The organism is Shewanella sp. ISTPL2, from assembly GCF_013283205.1.
Classification (GTDB): domain Bacteria; phylum Pseudomonadota; class Gammaproteobacteria; order Enterobacterales; family Shewanellaceae; genus Shewanella; species Shewanella oncorhynchi.
Genome location: NZ_JAAPAV010000001.1, coordinates 4,210,025 through 4,230,657, shown reverse-complemented (window position 1 = coordinate 4,230,657; position 20,633 = coordinate 4,210,025). Strand labels below are relative to the sequence as shown.

General features: G+C 44.4%; 26 protein-coding genes, 4 tRNA genes and 1 other RNA gene. 6 read left to right on the top strand and 25 right to left on the bottom strand.

The genetic code is table 11. The features are described 5' to 3' along the window. Nucleotides 1–6 precede the first annotated feature (6 nt). The 13 genes from HUB64_RS18700 to HUB64_RS18640 all read right to left on the bottom strand — a co-directional run bounded on the left by HUB64_RS18700 (nucleotide 7) and on the right by HUB64_RS18640 (nucleotide 8,470). On the bottom strand, nucleotides 7–1,512 hold the full coding sequence (locus tag HUB64_RS18700; protein WP_173497589.1) for a hypothetical protein: 1,506 nt from the start codon (nucleotides 1,510–1,512) through the stop codon (nucleotides 7–9). A 112-nt stretch (nucleotides 1,513–1,624) separates the two neighbouring features. Beyond that, nucleotides 1,625–2,080, bottom strand: coding sequence for a Mor transcription activator family protein (locus HUB64_RS18695; RefSeq protein ID WP_173497588.1), 456 nt, complete (start codon nucleotides 2,078–2,080; stop codon nucleotides 1,625–1,627). Continuing rightward, nucleotides 2,073–2,708, bottom strand: a complete 636-nt coding sequence (locus tag HUB64_RS18690) for a gp16 family protein (RefSeq protein ID WP_173497587.1) — start codon at nucleotides 2,706–2,708, stop codon at nucleotides 2,073–2,075. The genes HUB64_RS18695 and HUB64_RS18690 overlap by 8 nt, the downstream gene beginning before the upstream one ends. After that, nucleotides 2,702–2,923 (bottom strand): hypothetical protein, encoded by a 222-nt coding sequence (locus HUB64_RS18685; protein WP_173497586.1) that lies wholly within the window; start codon nucleotides 2,921–2,923, stop codon nucleotides 2,702–2,704. Before HUB64_RS18685 ends, HUB64_RS18690 begins: the two co-directional genes overlap by 7 nt. 16 nt (nucleotides 2,924–2,939) lie before the next feature. After that, nucleotides 2,940–3,012, bottom strand: an RNA gene (locus tag HUB64_RS18680) — hammerhead ribozyme type II. A 2-nt stretch (nucleotides 3,013–3,014) separates the two neighbouring features. Further along, entirely contained in the window at nucleotides 3,015–3,323 is a 309-nt protein-coding gene (locus HUB64_RS18675; protein ID WP_173497585.1) for a hypothetical protein, read from the bottom strand. A 19-nt stretch (nucleotides 3,324–3,342) separates the two neighbouring features. Continuing rightward, on the bottom strand, nucleotides 3,343–3,978 hold the full coding sequence (locus HUB64_RS18670) for a DUF3164 family protein (protein WP_173497584.1): 636 nt from the start codon (nucleotides 3,976–3,978) through the stop codon (nucleotides 3,343–3,345). 1 nt (nucleotide 3,979) lies between these two features. After that, nucleotides 3,980–4,198, bottom strand: a complete 219-nt coding sequence (locus HUB64_RS18665; protein WP_173497583.1) for a hypothetical protein — start codon at nucleotides 4,196–4,198, stop codon at nucleotides 3,980–3,982. Next, entirely contained in the window at nucleotides 4,198–4,692 is a 495-nt protein-coding gene (locus tag HUB64_RS18660) for a helix-turn-helix transcriptional regulator (RefSeq protein ID WP_173497582.1), read from the bottom strand. Before HUB64_RS18660 ends, HUB64_RS18665 begins: the two co-directional genes overlap by 1 nt. Continuing rightward, complete coding sequence (locus HUB64_RS18655; protein ID WP_173497581.1) at nucleotides 4,679–5,245, bottom strand: hypothetical protein; 567 nt, start codon at nucleotides 5,243–5,245, stop codon at nucleotides 4,679–4,681. The genes HUB64_RS18660 and HUB64_RS18655 overlap by 14 nt, the downstream gene beginning before the upstream one ends. A gap of 55 nt (nucleotides 5,246–5,300) precedes the next feature. Then, nucleotides 5,301–6,020, bottom strand: coding sequence for an AAA family ATPase (locus HUB64_RS18650; protein WP_173497580.1), 720 nt, complete (start codon nucleotides 6,018–6,020; stop codon nucleotides 5,301–5,303). Between the two features lie 70 nt (nucleotides 6,021–6,090). Beyond that, nucleotides 6,091–8,250 carry a DNA-binding protein gene (locus tag HUB64_RS18645; RefSeq protein ID WP_173497579.1) on the bottom strand — a complete coding sequence of 720 codons (2,160 nt, stop codon included), beginning with the start codon at nucleotides 8,248–8,250 and terminating at the stop codon, nucleotides 6,091–6,093. Further along, complete coding sequence (locus tag HUB64_RS18640) at nucleotides 8,243–8,470, bottom strand: hypothetical protein (RefSeq protein WP_173497578.1); 228 nt, start codon at nucleotides 8,468–8,470, stop codon at nucleotides 8,243–8,245. The genes HUB64_RS18645 and HUB64_RS18640 overlap by 8 nt, the downstream gene beginning before the upstream one ends. 186 nt (nucleotides 8,471–8,656) lie before the next feature. Here HUB64_RS18640 and HUB64_RS18635 point away from each other — a divergent pair, with 186 nt between their 5' ends. Then, nucleotides 8,657–9,379 (top strand): XRE family transcriptional regulator, encoded by a 723-nt coding sequence (locus HUB64_RS18635; protein ID WP_173497577.1) that lies wholly within the window; start codon nucleotides 8,657–8,659, stop codon nucleotides 9,377–9,379. Nucleotides 9,380–9,648: 269 nt separating this feature from the next. On the opposite strand, the gene HUB64_RS18630 is transcribed toward HUB64_RS18635, so the two are convergent. Both HUB64_RS18630 and HUB64_RS18625 read right to left on the bottom strand, forming a co-directional pair. Continuing rightward, the gene (locus tag HUB64_RS18630) at nucleotides 9,649–10,224 is read right to left on the bottom strand and encodes a YceI family protein (RefSeq protein ID WP_173243624.1); all 576 of its coding nucleotides are present in this window, start codon (nucleotides 10,222–10,224) and stop codon (nucleotides 9,649–9,651) included. A 4-nt stretch (nucleotides 10,225–10,228) separates the two neighbouring features. Beyond that, nucleotides 10,229–10,780, bottom strand: a complete 552-nt coding sequence (locus HUB64_RS18625) for a cytochrome b (protein ID WP_173243621.1) — start codon at nucleotides 10,778–10,780, stop codon at nucleotides 10,229–10,231. Between the two features lie 389 nt (nucleotides 10,781–11,169). On the opposite strand from HUB64_RS18625, the gene HUB64_RS18620 reads away from it, so the two are divergent. From HUB64_RS18620 to HUB64_RS18605, 4 genes are all read left to right on the top strand, one after another. After that, a tRNA-Phe gene (locus HUB64_RS18620) sits at nucleotides 11,170–11,245 on the top strand. Nucleotides 11,246–11,279: 34 nt separating this feature from the next. Next, nucleotides 11,280–11,355, top strand: a tRNA-Thr gene (locus HUB64_RS18615). An 847-nt stretch (nucleotides 11,356–12,202) separates the two neighbouring features. Then, nucleotides 12,203–12,278 (top strand) — tRNA-Phe (locus HUB64_RS18610). 44 nt (nucleotides 12,279–12,322) lie between these two features. Next, nucleotides 12,323–12,398: transfer RNA gene (locus HUB64_RS18605), tRNA-Thr, on the top strand. A 436-nt stretch (nucleotides 12,399–12,834) separates the two neighbouring features. Here the strand turns inward: HUB64_RS18605 and HUB64_RS18600 are convergent. Beyond that, nucleotides 12,835–13,020, bottom strand: a complete 186-nt coding sequence (locus HUB64_RS18600; RefSeq protein ID WP_105251863.1) for a hypothetical protein — start codon at nucleotides 13,018–13,020, stop codon at nucleotides 12,835–12,837. Nucleotides 13,021–13,173: 153 nt separating this feature from the next. Between HUB64_RS18600 and HUB64_RS18595 the strand changes: the two genes are divergently transcribed. Beyond that, nucleotides 13,174–13,518 carry a DUF3634 family protein gene (locus HUB64_RS18595; protein WP_105251862.1) on the top strand — a complete coding sequence of 115 codons (345 nt, stop codon included), beginning with the start codon at nucleotides 13,174–13,176 and terminating at the stop codon, nucleotides 13,516–13,518. Nucleotides 13,519–13,601: 83 nt separating this feature from the next. Here the strand turns inward: HUB64_RS18595 and HUB64_RS18590 are convergent, their stop codons facing one another. The 9 genes from HUB64_RS18590 to HUB64_RS18550 form a co-directional block, all read right to left on the bottom strand. Then, nucleotides 13,602–13,829 (bottom strand): hypothetical protein, encoded by a 228-nt coding sequence (locus HUB64_RS18590; RefSeq protein ID WP_113939410.1) that lies wholly within the window; start codon nucleotides 13,827–13,829, stop codon nucleotides 13,602–13,604. Nucleotides 13,830–14,117: 288 nt separating this feature from the next. Beyond that, the gene (locus HUB64_RS18585; RefSeq protein ID WP_105251860.1) at nucleotides 14,118–14,663 is read right to left on the bottom strand and encodes a DUF3833 domain-containing protein; all 546 of its coding nucleotides are present in this window, start codon (nucleotides 14,661–14,663) and stop codon (nucleotides 14,118–14,120) included. Further along, on the bottom strand, nucleotides 14,651–15,265 hold the full coding sequence (locus tag HUB64_RS18580) for a chalcone isomerase family protein (RefSeq protein ID WP_173497576.1): 615 nt from the start codon (nucleotides 15,263–15,265) through the stop codon (nucleotides 14,651–14,653). Before HUB64_RS18580 ends, HUB64_RS18585 begins: the two co-directional genes overlap by 13 nt. Before the next feature lie 94 nt (nucleotides 15,266–15,359). Further along, nucleotides 15,360–15,941: a DUF2878 domain-containing protein gene (locus HUB64_RS18575; RefSeq protein WP_173497575.1), complete on the bottom strand. Its 582-nt coding sequence runs from the start codon at nucleotides 15,939–15,941 to the stop codon at nucleotides 15,360–15,362. 91 nt (nucleotides 15,942–16,032) lie between these two features. Then, entirely contained in the window at nucleotides 16,033–17,307 is a 1,275-nt protein-coding gene (locus HUB64_RS18570; protein ID WP_173497574.1) for a cyclopropane-fatty-acyl-phospholipid synthase family protein, read from the bottom strand. Nucleotide 17,308: 1 nt separating this feature from the next. Further along, nucleotides 17,309–18,133 (bottom strand): DUF1365 domain-containing protein, encoded by an 825-nt coding sequence (locus HUB64_RS18565; protein ID WP_173497573.1) that lies wholly within the window; start codon nucleotides 18,131–18,133, stop codon nucleotides 17,309–17,311. After that, on the bottom strand, nucleotides 18,130–19,380 hold the full coding sequence (locus HUB64_RS18560; protein ID WP_173497572.1) for an NAD(P)/FAD-dependent oxidoreductase: 1,251 nt from the start codon (nucleotides 19,378–19,380) through the stop codon (nucleotides 18,130–18,132). The genes HUB64_RS18565 and HUB64_RS18560 overlap by 4 nt, the downstream gene beginning before the upstream one ends. Further along, on the bottom strand, nucleotides 19,377–20,177 hold the full coding sequence (locus tag HUB64_RS18555; protein ID WP_173497571.1) for an SDR family NAD(P)-dependent oxidoreductase: 801 nt from the start codon (nucleotides 20,175–20,177) through the stop codon (nucleotides 19,377–19,379). The genes HUB64_RS18560 and HUB64_RS18555 overlap by 4 nt, the downstream gene beginning before the upstream one ends. After that, a complete protein-coding gene (locus tag HUB64_RS18550; RefSeq protein WP_173243599.1) occupies nucleotides 20,177–20,623 on the bottom strand; it encodes a nuclear transport factor 2 family protein in 447 nt (148 codons plus the stop codon). Before HUB64_RS18550 ends, HUB64_RS18555 begins: the two co-directional genes overlap by 1 nt. Between the last annotated feature and the right edge of the window lie 10 nt (nucleotides 20,624–20,633).

Genomic DNA, 20,633 nt, shown 5'->3' with positions numbered 1-20,633 from the left:
CTCATTTTATGACCAAATTGCAGATAAAAGTGGCTCGAAATTATCCCAGTCTGCATTTAGAACATTTTTGTTCGGCATCAGATAATCGTTGTGTACATACTGATGTAATGTGCCTTTAGCATTTGTCGTCGATTTAGAATACGCTAAAATTGCAGAAACTTGCTTTTGCGACAACGCGTGTCCATCGTCCCGTAAACTTTCACAACACATAATCACCTTATCATGTAATCCTGGTGTTCTTGTTGCATCTTTAAATTTTAAGCCTTTACGGTCTATATAAGACGCTACGCTTAGTTCAATGAAAACTCTCAACATTATTGAAACAGAGTTAATCGTATGCTTGTAAGTTAAATGAGATTTAAGTTCAACAAACACCCTCGAACATTTTTTATTTCCATGAAACTCCAACTTAACATTCGCAGGAATTAAGGAATCTCGATCATGTTTTGCTATCGGTTTAGATTTGTTAGAAGGTTTATCCGAAGGATTACCTGAAGCTTCATCATTACCCTCACCATTCGTGGTCTTCTCAACATTATCCTGTCCTCGAACATGGTTAGTTACATCATTAGAAGATCCATCGTCATTTCCTGATGTTGACTCAATTTTAGTTTTATCATCTCCTGATGAAAAAACAATAGAATCCGAATACATTGTTGAATCAATAACTTTCCATGGTTTTTCAAGTATCGTACTTGACGGAGCAATACCAAGTTCATGAACAAAAGCAATTCTATCATCAGAACTTCTAATTCTATTGACAGTAAACATTCCTTTCCCATCAGGATCTTTTTCGAGCATTGCGTCCAAAACGATTTTTAAACAACTTCGGAAATGCGAAAAAGGTTGTTCGCAGTATAAATAACCATCAATCAATTTCAGGGCAAATGCTTTCTTAACTTTAGAATCGCCAAATATACGAGCGATGTTTGTAAGTTTTAGGTCGGTTTTTCGTTTAATAATATCTTCAAAACCATCCTGTTGAGCTTCAATAAACTTAAAAATCTGAAGTTGTTGTGATTGCTTACCATGTTTGGCCGTATAATTTTCCTGCTCTAATGTCGTCCATCCGACACGACTAACCCCCTCATTTTGCCCAGTATGTTTAAGTTCAACCCAACGTTCATAAGTACTATCTTCATCAACGTGGCAATCGACTGATACGATTGTTTTTTTCGATATTTGCTTTAACTTCTTGAATTGACTAACAAATTTATCGTCAGGAGCAATTTCAGGGTTGGCTAATAATTTGAGAACTGTTAAACGACGATTACCTTCTGCTACAACATAAAATCCAGGTTCATCTTCGCTTTCATAAACAATTAAATTCTCTGAAGGATCTAATCCATTTTCCGCAATATCCTTTGCTAACTTCATAATTTGAACAGACATTCTTGGCAGATTTAACATTGTTGATATTGCTTCGCGTTGGGTCTCAACCTCATTTGGGAAACGGGGATTCCCAATATCTAGCAACAAGTTATTAATATTTATTTTTTTTATATTAGCCATCTAAAGCCCCTTAGAGTCCCTTCAAAGAAATTAACAATTTAACATTCTTTATTATTAGCTCTATGGTACTAAAAACACGTAAAAAGCTCAATGTAAGTTACAGATTCAGCTATCAAAACAACCTCCTCTGCTTCCTTGCCACAAACGCAGCCCTTTGCTCCGCGACTATCTGACTGATCCGGCGTTCGGTGAGTCCATAGTCACGGCTTAACTGCTCTAGGTTATTTCCCTTAAACTCGCGCCAAATGCGGATATCCCGCAGCGCATCCTTAAGGCGTTCGCCATTGGGGATGTAGATATCGCGCCCACCGAGATAGGCGCTTAGGCTGGTGGCTAAGGCTTCGCTGACATTATCCGCGTTATCAATATCGTATTGCTTTAGGGTTTGGCGCATCACATCGCACAAGCTTTGTAGAGTTGAGGGCCAGCGGCGGATGAAGTCCTCACGTTCATCGGGCTTAAGCGTGGCTAAGGTTTCGAGGGCTTGTTCCAGCTCGGCGGCGCTGGTGGACAATAAATCCAACTGGTTTTCGGAAATGCTAACCGCGTTTAGGATGTGCTTACTCATGTCCATGCCCCTCGTATTGCGCGACGATCACTTCATAGTTTGCGGGACGTGTACCTGCTTCATTCATCTTTAGCCGTTCACCACGGGCAATAATGCGCTCAATCAACACCCGCTTGTGCCAGTTTTTCAGGCTTTCAAGCACCTTGTAGGCTTGCGGTTCTGTCATCCATGGGGTGGCATCCACGCCTTGGGTTTGGTTATTAGCAATGTGGCTGCGTAGCGTCATGCGACGCACATAGGCATCAAGCGCCGATTCACTGTTATCCTGGATAACTAAGTGGTGGCCCATGGTGATCCAAATGGCACGTATTTTATCTATGCTTGCCAATTTGCTTTTACCCGCAGCAGGACTTAAACGGCGTTTAACCGCTGTTTTATTGTTGGTTACAGTAGGTTTAAAGCCCTTTTGTTCAAACACTTCTAGCGCCTGTTCAAGCTCTGGCAAGTTCATTGCCCGCAAGGAATCTTTACCCGTGGCATTTTTCAGCATGGCGCGGTAGATGGCTTCATCGAGCTGCAATGATCCCTTAGCCACATTGATTAAGGTGATAAGGCGCTTCTTGTGTTGAGCGACTGGGTGCGCCTGCGCATTAGTCTGCACAGGGGCTTTTTGATTAGTTTCTAACATTCGTCATCCTCATCGGTTGTCGCACTGGATACTATCTTGATGGCTTTAGGTTGACTCTTAAGCTGCTGCCAATTCGGTGTTGCTGCATTTAAAAAGTTAACAGCCCAAAGCTCACGAACGGCGAGCAGTTCTGCCTTAGTTTTCCCCTTACGAACGGGCCTAACTGGGCAGTTCGCAATGGCATATTTGAGTAAGCGTTTAGCATAGGGTGTCATTCATCTTTGCTCTTTTTGTTAGCTGCTCATCAGTACCCAGCCACTACGCTGGATAGACCTCGCCCCAATGACTGGAGCGGGTTTCGCAGGGTTAACGCATTGCTGGCTTTGGTTCTAGCAGTTCTAAATTATTGAGTGACTTCTCCATAAAAAAGGCGATCACAGCGCGGCGCTCGCCCGCAAACTCTTTGCTTAACTCCTTAAGTGCATTGAGCAGAGCGGCGCACATCATCAAGCAGTAATGCGGCCTTTCAGAAGCTAGGCCACTGAGTTCGCTGCGCAGATTGTCAAAGCTCGCTTCAAGTAAGGTCGCTTGGCGTAATTGAAACGCCACCCGATCGAGTGCGGCTTGGTTGTCATCGAATAGGTGTTGAATGCCCGATTGTGTACTGAGTGTCATGATGTGCTCCTTGCCCACCCTAAAGGGTGCTGATATCCAGTGGTAGTTGGGTGTATTTGCCATTAGGCTGACGCTCATATAGGCGCAGGTACTGGCTAGTGCCTGTGATTTGAATCGCGTCGGCTATGGCGTCCATGGCCCGTTTCCAGTTGGCATCGTCGATATCCAGCTGACGCAGACTGAGCACTTGGTTAACGTCGATACGACCTTGTTGATTTACCCGAAACGCATGTTCAACCATCGCCATCAAGCGAGTATCCGCGCCACCACTCCAGCTTTTAATGCAGTCATCAATCAAGGTTTTAGCGGTTTGAATGCGCTCATCAAATACGCGGTGCTCACCTACAGCACGGCGCACTTGGTACTTGCCATCAAAGCTAGTAAGCAAAATATTGCCCTTACTGCCACCGACCTTAACGCCATATTCACTGGCCGATAGTTCGGCAAAGCCATCAATTTGTGCCATCGTCATCAGTTTGAAATTAAGCATCTGTTCACGCAGTTCTTTGGCTGAACCGACAATAGCCAGCACGACTTCATCGCGCAGTTTGTCCACGGGCTTGATACGATCTTCATGCACCAAATCGCCTAAAGCGTTTTTGCGGTAGCCCTGCGGAATAGCGGTTTGGTTGTGGGTTTGTACTTGTGTGTTCATCTTATTTGTCCTCATTCCAGCGCACTGTAACGCCATGAAATTGCACCGCCATACAGCGGCGGCGAATGCCTTTTATGTTCTCGATAATCTCAACTGCCATGCGGCGAAAATCGGCGGTAGGCTTGTCGATTTGCACGACCTTCACGCTACTGTGGATTACCTTCATACCGCGCAGTCTTAGGGCGCTAATCACATCGAATTTTGGGTTGTGGTGTCTCATCAGCTTTGTTCCTTCATCACTCGATTAAACTTGGTTCCAAGGTGTTTAAGCTCATCTTTGAGTAGGTTAATCAGTACCGATTTATCCTCCCCAGCTTGCAGTTGTAGGCGACGAATTGCTCCTTCGGCGTCATATTCGTTACGGCGTGCTTGGAGGCTAGACTGCAAGCTAAAAACCTGAGCCTTATCCAAACTGCTGCTAGGACAGCCTGAACGACAAGCGCGGTACAACTTGATGCGAATAGGGCTGCCCGTGGTGCGGGTATTGCGCTGGTGATCAAGGCACTCATTTAGGGGAATATCCCCCAGCACAGGGCAATGTACTGTGCGGTTCATGTATGCCCCTTCAACTAGCTTTTGGATTCGATCCATATCGCCAGGATATTTGCGGTTGAGAACTTGGCTAACGGTGGTGCGGGAAATTTTAAGCTTTTCCGCCACCGCTCTTTGCCCATGCAGTTCGACCTGTTCGGCCATCACTTCAAGCCACTTCATAGTGGATCTCCTTGTTTAAATTGGCGTCGAAAAGCACTTTATATCGACGCTTCGGTGCGATGGGACCAGTGTCTTTAAGCAAGCGATATACAGCATAAACACCTGCTCGCTCTGCAGTTGGCAGATGGTCTGAGCGACCTCGAACCATACGCACATAGCCAAACTTGATAAGAAAGTTGGTATAAACTCTGGCGGTGCTCATACTGACTTCAGCCGTGGCCACCAGATCTGGGTATGTAAAGTTGCGCAGCAAACGCATAGATTGCCAAACACACTGCTGCCCAGTGCCTGCGCGGTGTTTCTGCGCCCGCCCAGAACCACGATGTTTGTATTCAGCCTGCTTGCATGGTTTGTAACGCTTAGGGGTAAAGCCCCCTTTGAATCGCTCTGGTGTAGGGTATGCAGTAGGTTTTATACAGCCTTGTTTTTTAAGTGCTTCAATAATGCTCGAGCACTGATCAAGCGGTAGTTCGATGGCCGCTGCTAACTCATCCCTGGTGAAACTCTTCTGAGCTTGGGCCCATGCCCATGCCATTTCGGTTTTGTTCGTCATGACCTATCCCTAAAAATGACCTAACCCTTATTTGCTCTAAGTGGCGTGGGTTTGGTTAACGCCTAAATTCTAAAAACAATGGCTGGTCGCCCCAGTTGTCGAGGGTGACAATATCCATGTCATTAGCGATTGCGCTGCGCTCAATCTTCTCTAGCGCAGTTAGAATACGGCGTACCTCACCACCGCTGCGTTTGCGAATATGCTCCAACAGATCATCGGCCACGGTAACTCGGTCATCTAAAAGCTCAGTAGCAAAGTTGTGAACGTCGGATAAGTCAGCTGGCTGGAACTCCACCCACTCGCTCACACGGTTGAAAAGCTGCTTGCGGTGACTGATACGGCGGGCGATTTCTTCCATGCCGACTAGCACTACAGGTTGTTCGGTGGCGTCATAGAGATCGCGAATGGTTTCCATGATTTTGTTTTGGCTAACAATGTGGTCAGCTTCGTCGATAAACAGTGGCAGTTGGCGCTCATTCATACGGTCAACAATAAAGTCGACGCTTTTACGCATCGGATAAAGTATTTCAGAGCCCAACTCCTCCATAATTCGAGCGAGAAATGAGGATGGAGTGTCGGTTGCATAGCAACGCACATAAACGGCGTTCATTGCCCCTAGTTGGTTGATAAGCCAGCAAAGTGTGGTGGTTTTACCAAATCCTGAAGGACCATGGATTAAACCAATGCCTGGGGTAATGGATGAGCGCCCCTGTAGGTTCTCCATCAGTTCTAGGCATGCCAGTACATTTTTAACTTCGACAATTTTGTGTTTCATAATCTATACTCCGTGGTGGTATACATAGTGTTAAATAGGACTTCCTCGTCCTTTCCAAAAGCCGCCAATCCTACTTGACGGCTTTTTTTACAGCCTCTAATTGCCTGTCGAGCCTTGCGGCAAACATGCGGTATTTGAGGCGGTATTCTTTAAGCCATAGCTGTTCACGCTCACTTAGCTCACGCTCAAGCGTTGCAAGCGTTAACTCTTCGGCTTTTTCATGTTCGGTACGCATAACTGTGGCGTGATTGTGGTTAACTCTTTGGGCAACCTCGCTAATGGCTTGAGCTTGGTGGCTTAAGCTGGCGAGTTGCTTATCACTTTCACTACTGCCTTGGCCGTTTGCTTGTGCAAGTGCCGCCAGTGCAGGGTTATCGGTGGTATTCGGTTTAGGGGTAAAAATGGTTAAGCTGCCACGCTCAGCTGCGGCTTTGGCCAAGCCTTCGGCAGCTAAGGTATCGATGCCAAATTTTTCTTGTAGCTCCCTTGATGCACGGCGGAAACTAGCTAGCACTTTTTTGTCTTCATTGCGTGCTTTGCGGAAAGCTGCCGGATCGATATCGCGGCCAATCAGGTCTAAATTCACCGCATCGACGCATTGCTGCCAATCATCTAGGGCATATAAAGTGGCGCGGCCAACATCGGATGGATCGAGGAATACGCGAACCCGCTTTCTGTCCCAGATACTTTCTTGGAGTTCGGGGGCGGTATAGCGGATATTGCCTGCACTCACGCTACCGCGAATAACCGTGGCATCGCCGACATGATTAAGTAATAAGTCGAGTGCATGGGGATTAGCTACACGGTTAGCGACATAGGTGCTTTCACTCATGACAGTAAAGGGCGTTTTACCTTTTAACGCGCCTTTAAACCCTTCATGCACCTGGTGCATGTAGTCATATTGAATCCAGTCATCGATCATCTTTTGCAGTGCTTCTGGCGTCATTGCAACTGATAAGGCTTCTTCTTTATTGGCGGCCTTGTTTTTGCCTCCGATACGTTGGGCAAAGGTTTTTGCTGATTCGATTTGCTGACGGTCACTGACGTTATGGCCAATATAAGCAGGCAATAACTCAAATAGGGCGCGACTTAATGTGCCAAAGAAACGCTCGATAAAGGGCTTTTCCCATCCACTAAATGGACGGGTGCGGGATTGGTCGATACCTAAGATATCGAAAATGCCACTTACTCTTAAGCTGACGTAGTCAGAACCGTTGTCGGTACGCGCCACCCCATCGGCTTCCAGCATGCCCCAGTTGATTAGGCAGCGACGCAGTAATAGGCAGATGCCTTCGGCGTTAGAAGTTGGGGTGACTAAGACCATGGGGCGGCGGGTATAAACATCAACCGCTGCCACAACGGCATAACGACGTAGTTTGCCGTGGGCATTGAGCATGACATCCGTTGGTGTGCTGTCGAACTCCCAAACTTGATTAGGGCCACTGAGCCATGGGTACATGGTGCCGTAGAGTGGACGGTGCGAATTATTGTACGCATCGGGATTGGTTAGCGCGGTAAACGCGGCGATGTTGTCGCTATGCCAGCGACGTATCCAACGACGGATTGAGCCAATTGAAGGGACAATCCAGCCATGTTCTGCGGCTTTCTTTTGTGCTTCTTGCTGTTGGACTTTGTATTTTTCGAGCAAATGCGGCTTGCCCGTGACTAAAGCAATTAAGAATTGTTGCAGGTTTTTTTGCTCTTCCATCACGCTGACTTGCGCACCGCCCCGAGTATCAACCAGGCCCATTAATCCTTTTTCGTCATAGGCTTTTTGCCAGCGATATAGGGTGGCTTTTGATTGATTGCACTGCTTAGCAAATACCATGACACCTTCAGTGCGGCGACCGACTTCAACAAAGGGAGCGATGAAATTCGCCATGTCATTGAGTAACTGCAGACGCTCCATAGCAACTTGTTGCTTCGCTTTAGGCAGAGTTAAAAATTGCTGTTGTAAATCCGTTTTTTTAACGAGCTGACTTGCTGGCGTTGTTATCAATTGGCGTGCTGCTGCGACTTCTCGGCTTGTCGTATTTTTTACGGCTTGCTGACGAAGATGCGCCTGAGTGATAGGAGGAAGGCTACCAAGATGGTATTCAAATCCTTTGCTACCCTCTTTCTTTCTGGACTCCCAGCTTTCTGTCTTTGCTTTAAACCTGATACCCTGAACGGTTGTGGGCATGCCAGGTAATTGCAGAAGCTCTTGGGGGCTGAACCATGTTTTATTCATATTCTTCCCTCAATAAGTCGCAGCCAATGGTTTTGCTGATTTCTTCAATTATCTTGCGAGATAAAGCGCGTTTTGGTTTACGCTGTTTACAGGGCGCAAACATCTTGATGCAGTCCTGAACGGTTCTCGGATTGAAGCCTTTAGAGACAGCCCAGGCACGGCTAGTTAGCCCTTGCGCTCTTAGCGCTGCATGGATGTGATTGGCATTCTCTATTTTCATGGTATTTTTCCGTGTTAACATGATTACTCGCGCATTGCGCAACTTGCCAAGTGCGCGATATAAGAACGATACGATACTAAAAGACGCATTTCAACGTCTTTTAGTAACTTTCTTTTGAATTATTTAACGGCCCATTGGCCACGGAGGGTAAGGCGTTGATAGAAAAGCGCTTTATTTAAATTTAAAGTGAACACTAAAAAAGAAAGTGCACTTTCTTTTCCGTCGGCTGGAATAGAAAGCTTTGGAGAGCGTCTTAAAGAACTGATGGGCGACGAAAGCCTCAGAGCATTTGCGAATGCTATCGACACCTCAGAAGGCGGTGTTCGTAAATGGTTTACTCAGTCGACTATGCCCTCGTTTGATAAGATGGTTCGTATTGCTCGCCGCTATAAAGTCAATCTCGAATGGCTATGTACTGGTGAAGGTCCAAAATTCCCAGGCGAAACTGCGGCATATGAAAGTGTGATTTGTAAGACTGAAGAGTTTGCAGAGGAATATGCACTTATCGATGGCTACCATACTCAAGTCAGCACGGGCCATGGTGCGCTGTGGGATAATGAACGAGTTAGGCGCAAACTAGCCTTTAGATCGAAATGGCTGCGTTACCGAGGGTTACAGCCTGAAAACCTGCGTGTAGTTTTCGCGAAAGGCGACTCAATGGAACCAACGATCCATTCTGGTGACTCGATCCTGGTGGATATCACTGATGCAAATCTTTCTGACGGCAGTATTTTTGTCTTGCGCATTGGGGATGATTTGTTTGCTAAACGTGTTCAAGTCCATATCGATGGCAGCATCACGATCATTAGCGACAATAAAGAATATAGAGAGCAGCGAATACCTGTAACTGAACTAGGTCTATTGAGTGTGATAGGCAAGGTTGTTTGGATAGGTAAGGACGTTAAGTAATTCTCATATAGACGGCGTGCAGTTAATTATGAATGCACGCCACCTCAATTTCTCATTTAGCTAGACAATCTTTTAAAGCCTTGTTAAAACCCAGTCAAACCCGCATCAACAAAGGGAATTGCTCACTTGTTTTCAGCCATTCCCGGCTAATCTCGATTTCTCACATCACTAGGTCGGTTACAATTCTGGTAGTTAGTCGGCCCTAAGTATAAAGCTTACAAAAAAGCGCCTTTCGGCGCTTTTTGTTTATCTAATGGCAGAATAAAGAGTTACTTACGCACGCCTTCAACCACTAGATCTAACTCAACATGGCTAGATGCTGGACCTAAATCCATCTTGATACCGAAATCTTTCATCGCAAAGGTGGTTGTGCCCGTAAAACCGGCACGGTAGCCCCCCCAAGGATCCTGACCTTCACCCACAGCATGGGCCCTGATCGCTAATGGTTTAGTCACACCATTTAAAGTTAAGTTGCCGTTAATCACTAAATCGCCATTTCCTTTATCTTCCACCGAAGTAGATGCAAAGGTCGCTTTAGCGAATTTGCCAGTATTAAGGAAATCTTCACCGCGAATATGTTTGTCACGCTCAGCATGGTTTGAATCGACACTTAATGTATTCACAGTGACATTCACTTTCATCGCAGTTGGTTTAGCCGCATCGTAGCTAAAATCGCCGCTAAAATCATTAAAACGCCCCACCACATAGCTATAACCTAAGTGATTCACTTTAAATGTAATAGAAGCGTGAGCGCCTTCATGATCAATCACATAGTCAGCAGCTGAAGCCGCCACAGGAGCCAATAGAGATACACCAATCAGTGCGCTTAACAGTTGCTTTTTCATTGTATTATCCTCGTTTCAATTTAATCATTCTAAGTAGGGTGGCGTCTTTATCGATAAAGTGATGTTTTAATGCGCCCACGGCGTGAATAACGACCAGCGAGATCAAACTGTAAGCCGCATATTGGTGAATATCACCCGCGATATCAGCTTGGTTTTCAAACAAAAGTCCCAATCCTGGTAGTTCAAACCAATCAAACACCCAGATACCACGGCCATCTGCGGTTGAGATTAAAATGCCAGCAGTCATGATGACAAAGAGCAAGATATAAATAATAAAATGCGCCAAATGTGCGGCCGTCTTTTCCCACGGTTTATGACTCGCCTCAGGTACAAGCTTGGGATTAACTAAGCGCCATACCAAACGAAATATTGTCGCAGCCAATAACAGAATCCCAATACTTTTATGTAGATGCGGCGCAGTCTTGTACCAAGTACTGTAGTAGGTTAACTCCACCATCCACACACCGACTGCAAATAACCCAATCACGACGAACGCACTCAACCAATGGGTCACAATGGCGGTAATTCCATAAGCAAACTGACTATTTCGAAACATACTGCGACTCCGTACTCGCGTTTTCTTCATGCTATCCATGAAATAATATTCATTATCATAAATCTAAATTTAAAAACTAAAATCAGTAAAAATCGCTTATATCTTTCTAAATTTTAGAAAGTAAGCCAAAAATCATGATCTGTGAGCACAAAGCTATAGTAAACATCAGTATCCCTCTGACTTGAAAAATACAGCCAACGAGTGAAATTGAGCTGAATTCGCAAAATAAGAGATAAAAAACACCCAAGATGTGCATTAAACAGCCGAACGAGTGATTTATCAGGAAAAAGCACTTGCAGAGGTCAAACACCCTAGCTAATATAGCCGCACTTCGAACGATACGGCTTAGCCAACGAGTTCAAAGTAGTTAACTAACGCTTAGTTTAGTTGCCCGAATAGCTCAGTCGGTAGAGCAGAGGATTGAAAATCCTCGTGTCCCTGGTTCGATTCCGGGTTCGGGCACCATTATTCTTTAGTAAAAGTTGCAGTAAAGATTTAAGCCGGCATAGCTCAGTTGGTAGAGCAACTGACTTGTAATCAGTAGGTCCCGAGTTCGACTCTTGGTGCCGGCACCATATAAAACAATGAAGCCACTCAATGAGTGGTTTTTTTGTATCTGAAATTTGAATAATAACCAACAAAGTCTGTGGTCAATCGCAACTGACTTACTCTTGATAATACCAGTAGGTCCCGAGTTCGACTCTTGGTGCCGGCACCATATAAAGCAACGAAGCCACTCATTGAGTAGCTTTTTGTAACTGAAATTTGAATAATAACCAACAAAGTCTGTGATCAATCGCAACTGACTTACTCTTGATAATACTAGTAGGTCCCGAGTTCGACTCTTGGTGCCGGCACCATATAAAACAATGAAGCCACTCAATGAGTGGCTTTTTTGTATCTGAAATTTGAATAAAAACTCACAAAGTCTGTGGCCAATCGCAACTGACTTACTCTTGATAATATCAGTAGGTCCCGAGTTAGACTCTTGGTGCCGCTGGCACTATATAAAACAATGAAGCCACTCGCTTACTCTTAGTTGCTCCGCTTAGTTACACCCCATAAATATCAGCCAGCCATCAATCAAAGCTCAACAATACCCACTGCGCCCCACTGCCACTTGCTTGCAACAGATGAGCTTAAACCTTAATTTTTCTCTCCAAAATAGAAGATAAATAAATGAGGAAGTTAGGATAAACAGCCAAAAGGAACACCTACTGGCGTTAAAGTGCTGAAACTTTCAGCGGTAAAATAAGGGTAAAACGAAAGAATCAAATAAATAAGCGCATTTTGTTTAATAGTTAATCAGTCACTTAAAAAGGGCTTGCACAGCTAAAGCGAGCACTATATTATACGCGCACTTCGAACGAACAAGGTCTTCACGACTTAGTTCAAAGTAGTTAACTAACGCTTAGTTTAGTTGCCCGAATAGCTCAGTCGGTAGAGCAGAGGATTGAAAATCCTCGTGTCCCTGGTTCGATTCCGGGTTCGGGCACCAATTTTAAGGTAATGAATTCGATTGGGTTTATTACTGTGCTTTACGCCGGCATAGCTCAGTTGGTAGAGCAACTGACTTGTAATCAGTAGGTCCCGAGTTCGACTCTTGGTGCCGGCACCATATAAACAATGAAGCCACTCAGTGAGTGGCTTTTTTGTATCTGAAATTTGAAGTGTTCAGTACAAAGCGCAACTGACTTACTCTCGATAATTCCAGCAGGTCCCGAGTTCGACTCTTGGTGCCGGCACCATATAAACAACGAAGCCACTCAATGAGTGGCTTTTTTGTATCTGTTTTTTGTATCTGAAATTTGAAGTGTTTCAAAGCAAAACACAACGAACTTCCCTCAATAATAACAATAGCACCCTCAATACTGGCACAATAAACGTTCAAATCGAGCGTTAAGATAATTTATTGACTTCATGCAACAGACAATCACTTAATCCTTTACCCCTATAAATGATAGTTTTATATTCGCCATATAAAAAAGCCACTCATTATTGAGTGGCTTTGCGTTCTTATACAAACTATCTAGTTCCAAATGACTCAATCGTGCTTATTTGATGAGCTCGAGTGGCATAGGCCTATCACCTGCTTGAACTTGATGTTGAACATGGCGCCACCCTTGAGTGAGCTCACTTAGATGTGCTTTTCTCTCGGGGAAATGTGTAGCAAGTTTTTCGATAACATCGATTTGCTTCTTACACAATAATGACCAACGATCTGCATTTGATAAGTACATGGCGTTTTCCTTAACTGAGGGGTTACTTTTCCTTAGCCAGTTAAGTCTAGGCTGGAATCATTTTATTGCCAATTCAAAATTGCGCGTTAGCGCACTGTTAAAACAACTAACTCGGGAGTATCTTGGTTCTATAAACATAAGATAGGAGACGTTATGACAGCCGATATTTTCAAACTCATTTTTGTCGCTATTGGTATATTTCTCGTTTACAAACTGATATTTGGTGGCAAGAAAGGTCTGACTATTTTTGAAATGCATTTTAAAGATGGCCGTATGACTCAGCATAAGGGCAAGATCCCCGAACGATTCGAACGGGAATGCCGCCAAATCGCTAAAACAGAAAAACTGACTTGTACTGTTAGGGCTGAAAAATCAGGAGATGTACGCTTACATATTTCTGCCAACGTGAGTGACAATGTAAAGCAAAGGATTCGTAATCTGTTTCCGTTTGAATATTATGACAAAAAATCGATAGATAACAGTCGTCAAGCGGGTTAGTTCTTCGCCTCTCCCCTAACAACCTTAATACTTGCTATTGATAGTTAAGTATTGAGGTTGAAGTGAGTTCCTAAGGCATTTTCTTATTTAAACTTAACTGGATACCTAGGTTTTAGAAAATCGGATTCTAACTGACCGTCTTTTCTCGCATCTCGAATACGACGTTCATTATCTTGCACCATAGGATCGCTTGCGGGTTGATGAGGATCGACTTGTTTCTCAGAATGATCCTCAAACTTAAAGTCAAAAGATGAACAAGCAGTTAACGACAGACTTAAAAATACTCCCCATAAAACAACGTGTTTTTTCATCGACTACCCCCTATCTATTTAGACTTAGACTTAGACTTAGACTTAGACTTAGACTTAAGCTCAGATTAATTAAATTTAAACAATTGGTTGCAATAACCTTACCCCCATATATCACTTATGCCACTAGCAAAAATGCCTAACTGCAACTTTGGTTTGACTTCAACACTTTAATGCAGAAAAAAGGGGGTTATTAGCCAAGCTATACTGTTTAAGCCAATTTAAGTCTTAATCAACAGAGTTAATCCAAGACAAGCTGGGGTAAGCCAACTTAACTAAAAATTGCTGAGACTATTTTTGAATAACTAAAGTGACTTTAGCAACTGTGATGCCAAACTTAATAATATCGCTCTGATTTATAATGGTATTATCATTCACTAAGAACATCCAATCGTCGAAATGAACTTGATATTCCTCACCATCCACAGGCAATAACATATCGTATTTCCAACGTAGCGCACTGCCGCTAGATTGGCCATCGGCAGTACCGATAATGTCACCTGCAGTTCCTGAGTATCGCCCTTCCCCTAGTGCCTTGATGCGCCACACACGAGTTTGAGTTTCACCATCATCATACACAAACCATTCATTAATGACTCCCTCACTTCCCTGCCAACTGGCTTCCATAATGACATTGAATTTGCGGATTACTTTGCCACTAAAATCTTGTACGACCCCAGAGGCTTTTAATGGCCCATTAAAAAATGACTCCAAAACCAATGTCGGATGAGTATCTTTATAATCAGTCACTTCCACCGATGAACAACTCGACAACAGCCCTATCATTATTAAACCTAAAAATAACTTTCGGCCGACAAGCCGTTTCAACAATCGCATGGTTTTTCTCCGAGTAATTGCGCCCGCAAATCAGGACGACTAGTAGCTTTCGATAACCAAATCGCTAAAAATGCCTCAGCAAAATTAGCATCATGGATAATGTCGAGTGGTTGATGATTAAAGAAAAACTGACTCGTTTGTCCATCTATCACCTTAAAACTTAAATGGTCGCCCTGCTTCACATCGGGCCAAGTCGCATTTAATGAACCCAACCAACGTTGGATATCATTTTCGGCAAACGCTAGATGCTTCCATTGATCTTTTGTCGCTTCGAGCAAATCCTCTGACTCAATATCTCGATAATATTCAATATCTAACAGCAGAGGATATTGCCCCTGTTGATAACGGCCATTTACCGTCATCAGTCTCGCCTTATACAAACTAAACCACAGCCAATCCATTTCCCCGCGGCCCACTTCCTGAAAAGTCTGCGTCACATCGGCGGCATCATTCAGTTCGATAGTAATATTTTCAAAATCAGGCGTTTTCGCCTCTAACGCTTTTAAAGGTGCGGCCAATAAACTAAGGGCCAATAGACTTAAGCAGCTTGAGTTCAAAAATGAAAAACCAAGATTTGGGCTACGATTACGAACTGACGACATGGGATCCCCCTTTTACTGCATAATGTCTTACAACTGGTACTTAACTAAAAACAGCATAATGACTTAACCGCGATCAATTCCTACAACTCAATAATTAACGCCCAAACACAGTAAAAGAACGCGCTTTAGTGCTTCGATTAAATCCATAGGGATTAGCAAGTTGGGTTAAAAATGGCAACAAGACTAGCCAAACCAAAAATAACACCACAGCAGAAATGACATTGCCATAGGGCAAACTCACGGCATTAAATTGTGCGCCAGCCAAATAGCTTAACCCGCCAAAAATGCCCCCGAGTAACGCCTGAAATATCAGCGGTAAAGGTCGCATAAAGGCCAAGCTATGATTCAGGGTCAAAGCAAAATGCAGCCACAGGCAACCAAGCCACCAAGGGAAAAGAGCAAACTCAAACACCCCTAAAACAGAGAGTACGGTATCGACGCCTATTCCTAAGGCTGCAACCTTTAGCATCAATAGCAAATCCACTTTGCGATACTCGGGCTTACCTAAGGAAGCTAGCAGGATAAAGTGAAATAATAACAAAGGGATAGTTAACAACAGTGAGGTGTTAAGCCAAAGTACACTAGACCACCACACAGCCTGAAAACTCAAGGCGTTATAGAGAATAAAGCCCTGATGTTTAAAAGGAACCCGAGAGTTAGCTAACATGGACTTCATCTTTGCCTCACTTTTATCTTGCTGCAAACAAAGCGGCTCATTCCAACGAAAATGGTTATTTCCACTAAAGTGACTGCTTAATCAAAACAGATTACATCGCATTAGGGCTATGGCTTGGGGGATGATGGCTAGCAATGCGATAGTCCGGACGCACAGCCACTAAATGCACAGTGCTTGTGGTACGTTCTAAAAATCCACCTTCACAATAACTTAGGTAAAATTTCCACATCCGAATAAAATCATCGCCATAACCTAAAGCTTGGATTTCGCCTATCGCATGATCAAAATTCTCATGCCAATGTTTTAAGGTTTTAGCGTAATCGAGCCCCATATCATTGAGCGACCAGACCACCATGTCCGTCTGTTTAGCAATGTGACCGACCATTTGGCTCACTGAGGGTAAGCAGCCACCGGGGAAAATATAACGCTGAATAAAATCCACACTTTTGCGATAACTGTCGTAACGTTGATCGGCAATCGTTATCGCCTGTAGCAGCATGCGCCCATTGGGTTTTAACAATGTTTCCAACTTTTTAAAGAAGCCTGGTAAATACTCATGCCCTACCGCTTCAATCATCTCGATAGAAACAACCCTGTCGTATTCTCCAGTGAGATTGCGATAGTCCTCTGTCAACAGCGTCACTTTATCGCTTAGCCCTTCGCGTTCGACACGGGCTTTGGTATAGGCATATTGCGCATCTGAAATCGTTGTTGTTGTAACGTGTACGCCATAATGCTTAGCCGCATAAATAGCCAGCGCGCCCCAGCCTGTACCAATCTCAAGCAAGGTTTGACCTGGCTGTAAATCGAGTCGTTCACAAATAGTCATCAGCTTAAACAACTGCGCTTCCTGCAAACTGGCTTCCTCATGTGGATAAAGCGCGCTGGAATACAACATTTCACGGTCGAGGAATTGCTCATACATAGCATTACCCAAATCATAGTGGGCGAGAATATTCCGCTTTGAGCCCTCTTGAGAATTGCGATTCAGCACATGCTTCACACGGTTTATCGTGCCAGTTAACCAAGAGAATTTGGCTTCAATCTTATCGAGTAAGGCTAAATTACGGGCAAACAGTTGTACGACTTTGGTGAGATCAGGGCTCGTCCAATGGCCTTGAATATAACCTTCACCCGCACCAATGGAGCCTGAAAGCATTATTTGACGATAAAAACTCGGGTGTTTAACCACAAGCGTAGCGTGCAAGTCGGTATGACTCTCACCAAAACGATAACTCTTGTCGCCCTCAACCAAGGTCAAGCAGCCATGTGGGAGACTTTCCAGCGCCTTAAGCAAGACTTTACGCGCAATACTGTCGGGCAGTTTCCCTGTGGTGACTGAGGTTTGCGAAGCCGTATTTTCCATGTTATTTCTCCATCTGAGCTGGATGCGGCACAAAGGGCACACGTTTAAAAAAGAGTTTTAGCGCTTGCCAATAAATCCCGAAGAAGATCTTGAGAGTCATAAAAGGGAAGCGAAACAAAAGCGTCCGTAAATTGGCCGCCGTGATCGGTTGGCGTTTCATCACTAAATTGGCATTAAACAGTTTTTTGCCATTCTCTTGCATCGACTTGTTTTCAATACCAATGTTTAAGTCTTCACTCGGCGCAGACACATGCCAGAGATAACGCATATCGAGAGTCATAAAGGGAGACACGTGAAACACTTTGTCAGAAGGTTTGGGCGCGGCTAAATCGACTAAATAGCAATGGCGCTGATCCCAAGGCGTGTTACTCACCTCGGCCAACATGTATAAAGGCGTTTGATCTTGATAACAAAAGTAGAAATTTACTGGGCTAAAATACACGCCAAAATGACGGATCTGACCCACAAACAAAACTCGATCGCACAGTTTATCTGCGCCTAACGCTGCCACTTGAGTCAATACGCGACTCTTGAGTGCAGCTGCGCTCGGATCGACAACAGCCACTTCACCGCTGTCATTGGATGTAGTCGTAAAAGAAGTTAAATAGTCTTTAGGATTGAATCTCAGTAAAGCGTGGCGCTGGCTGGCAAAAACTCGCCCCATGGCACTGATCTTATCGACTTCATCTAAATCAATCGCCAACAGCGCCATGGCATAACTAAAACTATGTTTAATCGGCGTAAAACGGCTGTGGGATACAGTGCCGTAATAAATACCGCTATTGAGCTCTGTCATATTTAGACCTGTCACATTTAAACCTGTCATAGGCTGACACCAAAATGGGCACACACATCAAGTGCACTGCGAACGCCATCTTCATGGAAACCATTGTGCCAATAGGCGCCAGCAAAATGGGTATGATTTTGCCCGGATATTTCCTCACGGCGGCCCTGAGCCTTAAGACTGGCTTCGTTAAACACTGGGTGGGCATAATTGAAGCGGCGTATCACTTTCGCCTCATCAATCAACTCTGACTGATTCAAGGTGACACAAAAGGTCGGCGCATTGGCTGGCAACTGTTGCAGTATGTTCATGTTATAAGTCACTGACGCTGGACGTTTTAGGTTACCATCTAACCTATAATTCCAACTCGCCCAAGCGGCTTTTCGCTTCGGTAAAATACGTGTATCCATGTGCAGCACCACATCGTTATTCTGGTAGCTGAGGTCGCCTAAAATGGCGCGTTCTGTTGGCGTAGGATCGTTTAACATCCGCAGTGCTTGGTCACTATGACAGGCTAAAATCACCTCATCAAATTCCAACCATTCACCGTGAACTTGTAACTTCACCCCATTGCCATGGCGCTCAATACCTGTCACGGGTGAGTTAAGGCGGATATTGTCTTTAAAGGGCGCAATAAGATCAGGAATATAGCTACGCGAGCCCCCCTTTAGCACATACCACTGGGGTCTATCACTGACATTTAATAAACCATGGTGCTGGAAGAAACGAATAAAAAACTTCAACGAAAACGCGCGCATATCTTCTATGCTCGAAGACCAAATCGCTGCGCCCATGGGCAAAATGTAATGCTCAGCGAAAAATGGTGAGAAGTGTTCATTGTCTAAATAATCACCTAAGTTACCTTCGGGATAAATATCCTGTTGATAGAGTGCCTTACAGCCTTTATTGAAGCGCAAAATTTCTTTTAAAAAGGCCCAAAAGCGTGGATTCAGGAGGTTACGCTTTTGGGCAAACAAACTACCTAAATTGTGGCCGTTGTATTCAAGCCCAGTCAGCGCATTGTGCACGCTAAAACTCATCTCAGTCGGTAATATGGTGACATTAAGGCGAGCCAATAAACGTTCAAATCGTGGATATGTTCTGTCATTAAACACGATGAAACCTGTGTCTATAGCGTAGGTTTGCCCTTGATGCTCCACATCGACTGTCGCCGTGTGGCCGCCGATATAGTCATTGGCCTCAAACACTGTAACCCTGTGCGACTCACTTAATAGATGGCCACAGGTTAATCCAGAAATGCCGGTGCCGATGATGGCGATATTTTTCATAAACTATTGTCCTTTAGCGGCTTGGCTTGAGTATCGTTTGCAATCATTTTTTGCCACACAAAGGCAGGTAAAAACGACATCAACTTCAATAGATAAGTAAAGCGTCGCGGAAAATGGATCTCGCGCTTGCCACCTTTCAGCCCATTACGTATCGCCTTAGAAGCGGTTTGTACACTCACTTGCATTGGCATAGAAAAATCATTTTTTGCGGTCAGTGGTGTCGCCACAAAACCAGGGCAAATCAAGCTCACGCCTATGTCGTTCTTGGCAAGATCGAGCGCAAGACTCGAGGCTAAATACTGCACGCCGGCTTTAGAGGCGCCGTAAGCTTCAGCGCGAGGGAAAGGTAAATAAATAGCGCTGGAACTCATTAAGCCAATACGTGAACCCCTTGGCATTAAAGGTAAAAATGCCCCGAGGCAATATCCCATTGCAATTAGATTGGTATGGATAACGCGCTCGAACAACACATCATCGAAAGCCTTAGCATCATCAATATATTCACAACTGCCCGCATTCAAAATGACCAAATCGAGCTGAGAATCTGTTTTCGCCAATAGCTCAGCTACATTTTGGCCAGCTTGTTGAACTTGGTCGCGCTGGGATATATCGAAGATAAACAACGTAGCACCGACTAGTTCATTCAAGGCTAACGACTCTAACCTTTCTTGCGATCGGCCACAGGCAATGACATGCCAACCTAAGGCTAAATAATCCTGAGCCAGTCGCAGCCCAATGCCTGAGCTTGCACCCGTAATCAGCACGGTATTTATTTTCAATGGCTTAACAGCGCTCATTATTTTGCCGCCCTATCTTTGAGCAAACGGATAAGCCCGCCCATGCAAGGCAAATGCTCGTACAACATTTGCCCTAAGTCGAAGTAATCCCTGTGAAAATAAATCTTGTCGTCGAACTTAAGTTGACTCATGCCGTCAACACGGATAAGTTCGCCTTTATTCAACTTAGGGTGGCAATATTGCATCTGCCAAAACAGCGCGGCTTGGTTCGCATCCTGCTGCACTTCTTTGATCTCAAACTGAATATGCTTAACATTCTTATATAACTTCGCGAAGTACTGAGTTAACGACGCTAGCCCTGTGATTTGATGCATAGGATCGGTAAAACTAATACTGTCGTCGTAAACCCGACCTAACAGATGCAAGTTATCTTTATTCAAAGCTTGATAAAGCTGAATAAAATCATCAACAAGCGTATTAGTCTCAGTCGTCGCTTGGTTTATCATCTTGTTATTG